General features: G+C 73.4%; 10 protein-coding genes. 1 reads left to right on the plus strand and 9 read right to left on the minus strand.

The annotated features are described in order from the left end of the window. Positions 1–74: 74 nt before the first annotated feature. The 3 genes from VR45_RS32460 to VR45_RS32470 all read right to left on the minus strand — a co-directional run bounded on the left by VR45_RS32460 (position 75) and on the right by VR45_RS32470 (position 3,663). On the minus strand, positions 75–2,084 hold the full coding sequence (locus VR45_RS32460; protein WP_078897043.1) for an FAD-dependent oxidoreductase: 2,010 nt from the start codon (positions 2,082–2,084) through the stop codon (positions 75–77). A 104-nt stretch (positions 2,085–2,188) separates the two neighbouring features. Further along, entirely contained in the window at positions 2,189–2,959 is a 771-nt protein-coding gene (locus tag VR45_RS32465; RefSeq protein WP_045943468.1) for an SDR family oxidoreductase, read from the minus strand. A gap of 260 nt (positions 2,960–3,219) precedes the next feature. Further along, positions 3,220–3,663, minus strand: a complete 444-nt coding sequence (locus tag VR45_RS32470) for a hypothetical protein (RefSeq protein WP_045943469.1) — start codon at positions 3,661–3,663, stop codon at positions 3,220–3,222. A 283-nt stretch (positions 3,664–3,946) separates the two neighbouring features. On the opposite strand from VR45_RS32470, the gene VR45_RS32475 reads away from it, so the two are divergent. Then, complete coding sequence (locus tag VR45_RS32475; protein WP_045943470.1) at positions 3,947–5,323, plus strand: condensation domain-containing protein; 1,377 nt, start codon at positions 3,947–3,949, stop codon at positions 5,321–5,323. A gap of 83 nt (positions 5,324–5,406) precedes the next feature. Here VR45_RS32475 and VR45_RS32480 read toward each other — a convergent pair whose 3' ends face one another. The 6 genes from VR45_RS32480 to VR45_RS32505 form a co-directional block, all read right to left on the minus strand. Next, positions 5,407–6,945 carry a M1 family metallopeptidase gene (locus VR45_RS32480; RefSeq protein WP_045943471.1) on the minus strand — a complete coding sequence of 513 codons (1,539 nt, stop codon included), beginning with the start codon at positions 6,943–6,945 and terminating at the stop codon, positions 5,407–5,409. 175 nt (positions 6,946–7,120) lie between these two features. Then, entirely contained in the window at positions 7,121–7,993 is an 873-nt protein-coding gene (locus tag VR45_RS32485; RefSeq protein WP_045943472.1) for a sulfurtransferase, read from the minus strand. Between the two features lie 52 nt (positions 7,994–8,045). Continuing rightward, positions 8,046–9,122 (minus strand): class I SAM-dependent methyltransferase, encoded by a 1,077-nt coding sequence (locus VR45_RS32490; protein ID WP_045943473.1) that lies wholly within the window; start codon positions 9,120–9,122, stop codon positions 8,046–8,048. Between the two features lie 101 nt (positions 9,123–9,223). Next, complete coding sequence (locus VR45_RS32495; RefSeq protein ID WP_052709545.1) at positions 9,224–10,882, minus strand: beta-N-acetylhexosaminidase; 1,659 nt, start codon at positions 10,880–10,882, stop codon at positions 9,224–9,226. A 79-nt stretch (positions 10,883–10,961) separates the two neighbouring features. Continuing rightward, on the minus strand, positions 10,962–11,297 hold the full coding sequence (locus VR45_RS32500; RefSeq protein WP_045943474.1) for a hypothetical protein: 336 nt from the start codon (positions 11,295–11,297) through the stop codon (positions 10,962–10,964). A gap of 170 nt (positions 11,298–11,467) precedes the next feature. After that, positions 11,468–12,128 (minus strand): polysaccharide deacetylase family protein (locus tag VR45_RS32505; RefSeq protein WP_159394431.1); only part of this gene is annotated, 661 nt, incomplete at its 5' end.

The following is a 12,128-nucleotide window of genomic DNA, read 5'->3' on the forward strand; positions in this document are numbered from 1 at the left end:
GCCCCCCGACGCCCAACACCCGCCACCCAGCACCCGAGCGATCCCCGCGGCGCGCGGGGATCGCCCTGACCGGCTCAGCCCGTGTGCACCAGCAGCGCACTCCGGACCGCCGACTCCAGCGCGCCCTCGACCCAGGCCGGCTTGGTCGAGGTGTGGTCCCCCGCGAAGTGCAGCGGCCCCTCGGAGCCGGGGATGTCGGGGAAGAGCTCGGTGTGCTGACCCGGCAGCAGCACCGAGGCCTCCCCATAGGCGTAGTGGTCACGCATCCACGACTGCGTCCTGGCCTTCGTAGTGAAGAAGACCTCGCAGCGGCGGCCGAAAACGGCCTGCACCCCGGCCAGCGCCCGCAGGTACCGCTCCTCGTCGGCGTAGGCGTCCCACTTCAGCGCGTCGTCCGCCCAGCTGTAGGAGGCCAGCACCACGCCTCCGGCGCTGCCCTCCAGCGGGTGGGCGTGCTCGAAGTAGACGAACCGGTTGGCGCTGTCGGTCACCGCGCCGCCGCCGCGCACATGGGCGGCCGGCGGGTCGCCGCCGACCGGGCGGAAGGCCGCGAAGCACTCCCGCAGCTCGCCGGGGACGCTCACCCCGAGCGCCTTCACCGAGTCGTGGGCCCCGAGGTACCGGCCGTCGGGGACCTTGCCCTGCCGGTACTTCTCGTAGAGGCCGGGCTCCACCGAGTCCAGCGCCGCCCGCCACTCCTCCTCGGTGAACTCCCACCAGCGGCGGGAGAACTCCAGCAGCACCTTGGTCGCGGCGTCGTAGTGCAGTTCGGTGACCGCCCGCCGCTTGCCGTAGCCCAGCGGCGGGTCGAAGGTGACGTGCCGCAGCCCGGCGAAGGGGACGGTGACGATCGCCTCGTCCCCCTCGAAGACCTCCGTCGCACCGCCCTGACCGCTCTGACAGGCTTCGGAAACGGTGTGCACCCGGACCTTGCCGCCGTGCCGGTCGATCCGCACCGCGCGCCGGTCGAAGCGCACCTTCCCCTTCACCGGCGCGTACAGGGCGTCGACGAGCTTCGCCGTACCGCCCTTGATCTCCCAGAACTTCGTCTTCGGGTCGATCAGCGCGGCGGACAGGAAGCTGTGCACGAAGGAGAGGTGCAGCCGCGAGGTCACGTTCTGGACGGTGCCGATCAGGTCGATCGTCCTGGTGTCCAGCCCGCCCTGCTCGGTGAGGTACCGGTACATCGACCAGTGGCCGTACCGCCGCAGCACGGTGGCCCAGCCCTCCACCAGGGCCGGGCCCTCCTTGCCCCGGACAAGCGTCAGCGCGCTCTCCAGCGCCTCGGCGTAGATCACGGCGGCGGTCCTGGCGCGGTTGGGGCCGGTGACGCCGAAGGACTCGTTGACGGCCGAGGGGTCCCGCTCGTAGTCGGCCCGCCGGACGTGCAGCCCGTTGACGTGGATCCAGGTGCGGTTGGTCCGCTGCGAGGGGTTCTGCGGATCGACGTCGACCAGCAGGAACTCCTGCCGCGGCAGCCGGTACTTGTCGAGCAGCGCCATCACCAGCGGGTGGCTCTCGGGCAGCCGCATCGCCCCGGCCTCGGCGTACTGCAGCGGGTCGGCGAAGGGCTGGGCGCCGTTCTCGTGGCCGCCCTTGCGGAAGGTCTTGATCCGGCCGCCGACGCGGTTGCCGTTGGCCTCGATCACGACGACGTCGTGGCCCGCCCGGTTGAGCAGGTCGGCGGCGAGCAGTCCGGCCGGTCCGGCCCCGACGACCAGGACCCGCTTGGTCGCCCGGGCCCGCGCCGGCGGCAGGCCGTCCCGGACGATCTTCAGATAGGCCGGGACGAGCGGCCGGTCGTGGTCGTCGTAGACCGCGATGGCGCGGGCGACCGTCGTGAAAGCGCGCTCGTCGGTGCCCGGCGGCACGGCGGCGGGCGGCGCGACGACGGGCGGGTCGGCCGCGGGCGGCACGATCGGCGGGGCGGTGGGGGCGAGCGCCGCGGCGGGGACGGCGGCGGCCGCGGTGAGGCCGGCGGCGAGCACGGACACTCCGGTCACCGTGACGACCGACCGCCGCGCCGGTCCTGGCACGACGTCGGTCGTGCCGGGGCGGGGAACATCCAAGTCTTCAGTGGTCATGGCGCACCACTCTTGGCGCACGAACGGCCCGACGGAACCGGTATCACCCGGATGGGAGGTATCCGCCACCCGATCGCGTGGCACCGCGCGCCCCGCCTTGACGCTCAGGCCTGCCGGGTCGGCAGGGCGACCAGGTGACGGAGGTTCACATGGCGCGGGCGGGTGACGGTGAAGGCGATCAGCTCGGCGATGTCCTGGGCGGTCAGCGCGGGCATCGCGTCGAACATCCCGTCGAGCTGCTCGCGCAGCACCGGGTTGTCGATGTGCCCGCCGAGTTCGGTGTCGGTGAGCCCGGGCTCGATCGCGGCGACCCGCACGTCCCGGGGGCCGAGTTCGGTGCGCAGCGCGGCGGACAGCTGGGTGAGCGCCGCCTTGGTGGCCCCGTAGACGGCGTAGTCGGGGAACAGGACGTGGGAGGCGATGGAGGAGACGTTGACCAGGTCGGCGGCGCGGCCCTCGGCGGCGGCCGCGACGAGGTCGGCGGAGAAGGCGCGGACGATCCGCAGCGCGCCGGTCAGATTGGTGTCGATCATCCGGGTCCACTCGTCGATCCGCCCGTCCGCGAGCGGATTGGGCAGCATCACCCCGGCGTTGTTGACCACCAGGTCGACCGGGCCCCAGGTGTCGTGCACGGTCCGGACGGCGGCGTCCACCGAGGACTGGTCGGTGACGTCGGCGGTGACGGCGAGGGCCCGGCCGCCGTCGGCGGTGATCGCGGCGGCGAGGGCGTCCAGCCGCTCGGCGCGGCGGGCCAGCAGGGCGACCCGGGCCCCGCCGGCGGCGAGCAGCCGGGCGGTGGCCTCACCCATGCCGCTGGCGGCTCCGGTGACGACGGCGGTGCGGGTGGCGAGGGCGGGGTACGTGGGGTGGCTCATGTTCTGCTCCGGTGCGGTTCGTTGGCTCCGACGGCCTGACGGGAACCACTCTGGTCCCGCCGCCGCGCGCCACCCAGGGCCCTGCTCCACCCGGGTCCGGCGAACCCTGGGTCCACCGGACCCTGGTTACGCCAGACCCTGGTTGCGCCGCCGCACCGGCCGCACCGCTGCGGCACGAGGTGCCGGGGACCGGGGCCGGTCCCGCCGACTTCGCCGCGGCCCCGGAAGGATCCGCGGGACCGGCCCCGGTCAGTGCTTCATCAGCAGGTGACCGGCACGGTGATGGTGGCGGTCGACGGCGGCCAGCCCCACTGGGTCACGTTGAACGTGCCCTGGACGCTGGAGCCGCACGGCGCGGTGCCGGAGACGTTGCCGACCGGGATGCCGCCGGCGGTGATGAGCACGTAGGGCGAGTCGCTCCCGATCAGGGCGCCGCCGACGACGCCGGCGGTCAGGTTGAAGGACACCTTCTGCGGGTTCCAGGCAACGCTGGCGGGGGTCGCGTAGCCGGAGAACACGACCTGGTTGCCGGTCACCGAGGCGCAGAGCTGCAGGTTGACGATGCCCGGGTAACCGTCGACGCAGTTCTTGGTGGTGGGGCCGGAGGGGCCGCCGGTGGTCTGCGCGGAGGCCTGGGTGGCCCCGGTGACGGCCAGCGCGGAGAGCGCGGCGCCAGTGGCGAGGAGCGCGGCGAATCGCTTCATCTCGGTACTTCTCCTTCGTACGAACGGAGGGTGGGTTCGTTCGCGAGGCAGGCATCGCACGAATCGCACATGACATGTGCAATGTCACGCCTCACAAGTCAGATGCTGCCACGCCGACCCCGGGAGTACCGACCGGTAGCCCCGGTTCCGAAGATCCTTACCGGAATTGACCTTCATCTGGCGCGATTTCGCGGCCGTACCGCAGACTCTCCGGGACGGCTCCCACCGCACCCGCCCGCACCACCGCCCCGCATCCGCACCAGCGCATCGGAGAACCCCCACGGTGACCACGAGTCGACAACTGGAGATACCCTTCGCCGACGGCCGCTCCGGCAGCGGCCCCGCCACCTGGGGCCAGCGAGCCATCTGGGACGTCGTCAACCGCCTGGCCCCCGCCGACCGCCCCCGCTACAACATCGGCACCGCCACCCCGCTCGACCCCGGCCTGCCGCTCCCGGTGGTCCTGGACGCCCTCGGGCACCTGCTGCACCTGCACGACTCCCTGCACACCCGACTGCTCCCCGAACCGGACGGCACCGGACTGCGCCAGACCGTCGACCCGGCGGGCACCCTGCCCGCCCTGGTCCGGGACCTCCCCGCCGGCACCGACCGGGCCGGGCTCACCGCCGCCGGAGCCGCGCTGCACCGGGAACTGACGGACCGTGCCTTCGACTGCGGCACCGAGTGGCCGGTCCGGGTCGGCCTGGTCGTGGCCGACGGCCTGGTGCGGCACATCTCCCTGGTGCTCTCCCACACCGCCGTGGACGGCACCGGGATGGGCCTGCTGGTCCGCGACCTCACCGCACTCGCCCTGGGCGCCGACCCGGCCGCGGTCCGAGCCGGCCGGACCACCCAGCAGCCCCTGGAGGAGGCCGCGTTCCAGACCTCGGAGCGCGGCCGCAAACGCGATGCCAACGCCCGCGCGCACACCCTGCGCAAGCTGCGCGCCGCCCCGGCCCGGCTGTTCCCGCCCGCCCCGGCGGCCGACCCCGCCGCCCGGTTCCCGAACGCCGTGCTCAGCTCGCCCGCACTGCTCCGCGCGGTCGACACGGTGGCCGCCGCCCACCGGGCCGGCTCCTCCGCCGTCCTGCTGGCGGCCACCGCCGCCATGACGGCCCGGCTGGCCGGCCGCCCGGACGCGGTGCTCCAGGTGGTGGTCAACAACCGCTTCCTGTCCGGCCTCACCGACGCGGTGAGCGTGATCGCCGGCGATGCCCTGCTCCATCTCCAGGACGCCGACGGCGAGTTCGGCGCGGCCGTGCGCCGCACCCACGCCGCGTCGATCGCCGCCTACCGGCACGCCTACTACGACCGGCGCCTGCTGGACGCCGAGGTCGAGCGCCTCACCGCCGACCGGGTGCCGCTCGCCGACCGCTCCTGCGTCTTCAACGACACCCGCGACCTGCTCCCCGGCGGCCTCACCGCCCCGGACCCGGCCGTCGCCGGCGCCGGGGCCGACGGGGGCACCACCCTGGACTGGCCGGTCGAGTTCGACCCGCGCCCCGGGCTCACCTACGCCCTGGACGCGCTGCGCACCCCGACCGCGCTGCAACTCGCCATGACGGCCGACCCCGCGGTGCTCCCCCGGCCCGCGATGGAGCGTTTCCTGCGCGGCATCGAGGACCTGGTCCTGACCGAGGAGCGCACGCTGCGCCCCTGAGAACCCGGAGGCCCGGTCGGCCGCCCACGTGGGCGGCCGACCGGGCCCCGGCAACACCCGCTCCGCACACGGGTGAAGGAGCGTCAGCCCTGGTGCTCGTGCACCGCGTTGGTGTCCTGGATCTTCTGCCAGGACTTGGGCTGCGCCGGAGCCGCCGCCGACGCCCCCGGAGCGAGGCCCGCGACCCCGGGCGCCGCCGCCAGCGCCGAGCCGACCGGCGCGCCGGCCGAGCCCACCGCCGGCTTGCCGGCCGTGAACAGCCAGGTGTTGAAGAGCGCGCCCAGCGGCTTGCCGGAGATCTTCTCCGCGTAGGCCTGGAACTGCGGGATGGTGGCGTTCCCGTACTTGCGCTCGGTCGGCCACCCCTTCAGGATCGCGAAGAACTTGTCGTCCCCGACCGTGTTGCGCAGCGCCTGGATGGCGATCGCGCCGCGGTCGTAGACGGCGCCGGCGAACTGGTGGTCCGGGCCCGGGTCGCCCGGCCGCACGGACCAGAACGCGTTGTCGGCCGGGTAGTAGCCGTAGACGTAGTCGGCCAGCTCCTGCGCGGTGCCCTCGTTCTCGTGCTCCGACCAGAGCCACTGCGCGTACCGGGCGAAGCCCTCGTTGAGCCAGATGTCGCTCCAGCGCTGCACCGAGACGCTGTCGCCGTACCACTGGTGGGCCAGCTCGTGCGCGACGACGGAGGTGTTGGCGCCGCGCGCGAACTGCGCGGGGCTGTAGAAGACCTGTCCCTGGGTCTCCAGCGCGTACCCGGTCGGCACATTGGGCACGTAGCCGCCCACGGTCTCGAACGGGTACGGGCCGAACACCGTGCTCAGCCAGTCGGTCAGCTCGCCGGTCCGCTCGACGCTGGCCTGCGCCGCGCCGAGGTTGACGCCGAGGTCCGGGCTGTAGGCGGTGATGACCGGCAGTCCGCCCTCGGTGGTGTCCTTGCGGATGTCGAACTTCCCGATCGCCAGCGTGGCCAGATAGGTGGCCTGCGGCTTGGTCTGCCGGTAGTTGTAGCGGGTCCAGCCGGGCCGGGAGCTGGTGGTCTGGGTGCCGTTGCTGACCACCTGGGTGCCCTCCGGCACCAGCACCGAGACGTCGAAGGTGGCCTTGTCGGTCGGGTGGTCGTTGGCCGGGAACCACCAGGCGGCGCCCTCGGGCTCGTTGGCGGCCACCCCGCCGTCGGGGGTGCGCAGCCAGGCGGAGTACCCGCCGCGCTCGACCTCGCCCGGCTTGTCGGCGTAGCGGACGACCACGGTGAGCGGGCTGCCCTTGGCGACGGTGCGGGACGGGGTGATCACCAGCTCCTGCTCGCCGCTGGTGGTGAACTTGGCGGCCCGGCCGTTGACCAGCACCTCCTTCACGCTGAGCACGAAGTCGAGGTTGAAGCGGGTGAGGTCCTGGGTGGCGGTGGCCAGGACGGTGGTGGTGCCCTCCAGCTCGTCGGTGGTGGGCGTGTATTTGAGCCGGATGTCGTAGTGCGAGACGTCGTAGCCGCCGTTGCCGGCGTTCGGGTAGTAGGGATCGCCGATCCCCGCCGCGCCCGGGCCGGCCTGGGCGGCGGAGGCGGGGACGGACAGGAGCAGGGCGAGCGCGCCGGCAGCGGCAGAGACGATCAGCCTCTTGCGCACAGGGGTCCTCCACAGGGTCACTGGGACAACGGGTCGGATCGATCCTTGTCCCAACGAACCCGGTCCTACGCCTGAACGATGAAATGTTCATGAGAAGAAACAGGCCGAAATGGCCGGGCGGCCCGGTCGTGACACGACGTCATGAGCCGTCCACGGACGGCCCGCTGCCACCGCGTCAGGCGCCCAGCGCCACCGGCGCCCGGACCAGCGAGCCGTACTCGGTCCACGACCCGTCGTAGTTCTTGACGTGCTCGAAGCCGAGCAGCTCGGTCAGCGCGAACCAGGTGTGCGCCGAGCGCTCCCCGATCCGGCAGTAGGCGATCACCTCCTGCTCCGACCCGACGCCCCGTCCGCCGTACAGCTCCCGCAGCTCCTCGGCCGAGCGGAACGTCCCGTCGTCCCTGGTCGCCTGCGACCAGGGAATGTTGACGGCGCCCGGGATGTGCCCCGGCACCTGGGCCTGCTCCTGCGGCAGGTGCGCCGGGGCCAGCGCCTCGCCCCGGAACTCGGCCGGCGAGCGGACGTCCACCAGCACCGCGTCCGAGCCGGGCTTGGCGAAGACCTCCGCCTTGGCCAGGACCTCGTCCCGCATCGCCCGCACCTCCGGGTGCTCGGGCCCGGTCAGCCGGTACGGGCTGTGCTGGTGGTCCATCACCTCCTCGGTCAGCTCCCGCCCCTCCAGCTCCCATTTCTTGCGCCCGCCGTCCAGCAGCCGCACCGGGCCGAAGCCGCGCAGCCGCAGCAGCCAGTAGGCGTAGGCGGCGAACCAGTTGTTGTTGCCGCCGTACAGCACGACGGTGGTGTCCTCCTCGACCCCGGCCGCGCGCAGCAGGTGCTCGACGCCCGCGCGGTCCACGTAGTCGCGCCCGACCGGGCTGTGCAGATCGGTGGCCCAGTTCCAGCCGACCGCGCCGGGCAGGTGGCCGCGCTCGTACGCGCCGTTGTCCTCGTCCACCTCGACCACGCGGAGCGTGCCGTCGTCCAGGTGCCGGGCGAGCCACTCGGTGCCGACCAGTGCCTCGGGGTGTGCGTAGCCGTTGCCGGTCATCGACGCCCTCCTTCGCTCGGGCCCTCGGATCCTGTCCCCGCCGGGGCGGGCGCTACGCCGCGACGGCCAGCCGCGCCACGTAGTACTGGTTGAGCGGATCGCCCTCGATCCGCGACACGTCCACCGAGCCGAAGCCGGCCTCGGCGAGCATCCGGCGCGCGGTCTGCTCGCCCCAGACGGTGCCCAGCCCGGCGCCGCCCTCGCCGAGCGAGACCGTCATGCAGTAGAAGGTCGAGAAGGTGTACAGCGCCGGGGCGAGCGGATGGTCGATGTTCTCCTCCAGCAGGCTGCTGGCGGCGATGTCGCCCATCAGGAAGACGCCCTCGGGCCGCAGCACCCCCGCGACGGCCCGCAGGGTGCGGTCGGGGCGGGCCAGGTCGTGGATCACGTCGAAGGCGGTCACCAGGTCGTACCCGCCGGTGAGGTCGGCCGAGTCGGCGAGCACGAAGCGGGCGTTGTCCAGGCCGTGCACGGCGGCCTCGGCCTTGGCCGCGCCGATGCCCTGCTCGGAGATGTCCACCCCGGTGAACCGGCTGGCCGGGAAGGCCCCGGCCAGGACGTTGACGGCGTGGCCCTGCCCGGTGCCGATGTCCACCGCGTCGATCCCGGCCCGCAGCCGCTCGGTGAGCCCGGGCACCAGCGGCACCACGGCGTCCACCAGCGCCAGGTCGTAGCCGGCCGCGCTCTCCTCGGCCTGGAGCTCCTGGAAGCGCGGGTAGGCCGAGTAGGGCAGCCCGCCGCCCTTGCGGAACGCCTCGACGATCCCGTCCTCGACCTCGCCGAACAGGGCGAGGTACTGCATCATCCCGGCCAGGTTCTCCGGCCCGGCCGCCCGGGTCAGCGAGGCGGCGTGCTCCGGCGGCAGCCGGTAGGTGCGCCCCTGCGGCTCGTACTCGACGAACCCGCCGACCACCATCGCGCCCAGCCACTCGCGGACGTAGCGCTCGTCCAGCCCGGCGGTGCGGGCGAGGTCCTCGCTCGTCGACGGGGCGAGGCCGGCCATGGTGTCGAAGAGACCGGTCCGGTGGCCGACACTGGCCATGAATCCCAGGCAGGCGTCATTGAGCACCTGCAATACGCGACCCGCGAACTCCTCCTGCTCCGCCGGGTCCGGTTCCCGTTCGGACATCGTTCCTCCTGCGCCGTGTCGGGACCTGCGCGAACCCCTCCCCCCGGCCACGCTACGCCGTTCGTGCGCGTTCCCCCATCCGCGGCGGTCGCCGACGGCTGCTACCGGGCGGGCCAGGGCACCTCGGGCCGGCGCTCGTAGGCGTAGCCGGCGGCCTCCCAGCGGGCGCCCTCCTCGGCGAGGCGGTCCTTGAAGCGCCCCCAGTCGTGGCTCTCCCTGGGCGACCAGCCCAGTTCGGCGAGCGCCGGCAGCCGGGGCAGCAGCATCAGGTCGAGCTCGCCGGGGGTGTCCAGGGTCTCGGTCCAGAGCGGGGCCTCGACGCCGATGACGGAGCCCTCCTTCAGCGGCAGCAGGGTGTCCGGGTCCCAGTCGTAGGCGGTCCTGACGTCGATGGTGCCGGCCCAGACCAGGCCGAGCGGATAGGTCGACTCGTACTTCATGTCCAGGTAGCTGCGGCCGGACGGCGACATGATCACCTCGGCGCCCCGCTCGGTGGCCTCCCGCAGTTCGGTGTCGCGCCCGGCCCGGCCGTCCCAGAACTGCAGCAGCCCGATCCCGCCCGGCGCGGTCTGGTTCCAGCCGACGGGGGTCTTCCCGGCCACGCGCACCTGCTCGCCGACCCGCCGGACGAACTCCGCGTACTCGGCCGGGGCGACCCGCTTCACCTCGTCGCCGCCGATGTGCAGATAGGGCCCCGGGGTGAGCCGGGCCAGCTCGGTGAGCACGTCCCCGGTGAAGGAGAACACCGCGTCACCGGTCGGGCAGAGGGTGGAGAAGCCGACCTCGGTCCCGGTGTACGGCCAGGGCCGGGCGCTCCCCGTGCAGTCCAGCTCGGGGTAGGCGGCGAGGGCCGCGTTGCTGTGTCCCGGCAGGTCGATCTCCGGGACGACGGTCAGATAGCGCTCCTGCGCGTAGCGGACGATCTCCTGGTAGTCGGCCGCGGTGTAGAACCCGCCGGGGGTGCCGCCGACCTCGCTGGTCGCGCCCACCGCCGTCAGCGCGGGACGGGCCGGGACCTCGATCCGCCAGCCCTGGTCGTCGGTCAGGTGCAGATGCAGGTGGTTGAGCTTGTACAGCGCGAGGCGGTCGATGAAGCCCTTGACCTCGGCCGGGGTGAAGAAGTGCCGGGCGACGTCGAGCATCGCGCCGCGGTAGCGGTAGCGCGGGCGGTCCTCGACGGTGACCGGGGCGAGCGTCCAGTCCGGGCCGTCGGCCACCGGGGCCGGGCTCTCGATCCGCGGCGGCAGCAGTTGCCGGAGCGTCTGGGTGCCCCGGAACAGGCCCTCGGGGCTGCGGGCGGTGATCCGCACCCCGTCGGCGTCGGCGGTCAGCCGGTAGCCCTCGGTGCCGGTGGCCTCGGGGAGCGCGGGGTCGAGCGCCAGGGCGATGCCGCCGCCGGCGGCGGGTTCCACCACCGGGAGGGGCAGTCCGGTGGGGCGGCGCAGCGCCTCGGCGAGCCGCTCGGCGATCCGCCGTACCTCCCCGGCCTGTCGTTCCACCGCCTCCGTCCCGGGCGCGGTCCGGATCACGGTGCGGTCGGTGAGCCGGTATCCGGGGCCGGCGCCGGGGGTGACGGAGAGCGGCACCGGGACGATCCGGTCGGTGGTGCGCGGTCCGGCGGGGACGGGCCGGGCGACGCCGCCGTCCCGGGAGCCGAGCACCCGCTGGAGGCCGAAGCCGGCCGCGGCCAGGGCCAGGACGCAGAGGACGGTCAGCAGGGCGCGGGCCCGGGCGGACAGCCCGGCGATTCTTCTCGGCACGGACGCTCCCGGTGTCGGTTCACCGGAATGGTCTCAACCAATCGCCGAACTGTCCCGCACTTCGCCGAGATCGGCCGCCTCAGGAGAACAGCACCGAGCGGAAGGAGAGCCGCCGGCCGGCCGAGTCGCCCGGGTCCAGCGCACGGTAGACATCCCCGACGCAGCCGAGCGCCAGGAAGGTGACGGCGGTCCTGTTGGTGCGGTTGGCGGGCGCGTAGGCCACCTCGGCCCCGGCGGTCCCCTGAACGTCGACGCACTCCCCGCCCCGGGGGTCGACCAGTTGGCCGCGGTGTTCGGAGCCGCCGTCCCGGTACGTGTAGCGGAACACACCGTCGGCGGCGTTGGCGGAGACCGGGACGGCGAGGACGAGCGCGATCGCGCTGGTGGCGGCGACCAGGGTGTTGCGGAGACGCATGACCGGGGACCTTTCGGGCGGTACTCAATGGCACCGGGGGAATAGTGCGATATCACCCTAGAGGCCCAAAAATTGGGGAAACGATTCTGCTAATCCATCCTTTCGGGTGGTTTATCCACTATTCGCGCGACCTTTTCGGCTCCGGTCCCACGCGTCCGCTCGCACGCCGCTCAGCCGGGCGGAGCGGTGAAGTGGTAGCCGGAGTCGATCAGCACCGGCAGGTACGCCTTCAGTGCCGCCACCGTCTGCGAACGGTCCCCGCCGCCGTCGTGGTTGAGCACGATCGCGCCGGGGCGGACGTCCTTGAGGATCCGGTCGGTGATCACGACCGTCCCCGGGCGGGCCCAGTCCCGGGGGTCGACCGACCAGGCCATGGGGCGCATGCCGAGCTCCGCGCTCACCTTCAGCGAGGCCGGGGACCAGTCGCCGCCCGGCGCCCGGAACCAGGTGGGCGCCTTCCCGGTGGTCCGGTGCAGCAGCTCGGAGGTGCGCTCCAGCTCCTCGCGGACCTTGGCCTCGGAGAGGTGGCGCAGGTCGGGATGGGTCCAGGTGTGGTTGGCGATGTGGTGGCCCCGGGCGGCGATCTCCCGGACCAGATCGGGGTGCTCGACGGCGTTCTCGCCGATCAGGAAGAAGGTGGCCCGGATGCCGTGCTGCTCCAGCAGGGCCAGCACGGTCGGGGTGTGCCGGGGGTCGGGGCCGTCGTCGATGGTGAGCGCCACCACCCGCCGATCGGCGTCGAGCTCGTACACCGGGCGGCTCTCGGCCTCCGTCAGCGCCCGCGCGGGCGCCGCCCCGGCCGGGGGCGCGGACGGGGGCGCGGCGGAGGGC

It is taken from the genome of Streptomyces sp. NRRL S-495 (assembly GCF_000966955.1).
Taxonomy (GTDB): Bacteria; Actinomycetota; Actinomycetes; order Streptomycetales; family Streptomycetaceae; genus Kitasatospora; species Kitasatospora purpeofusca.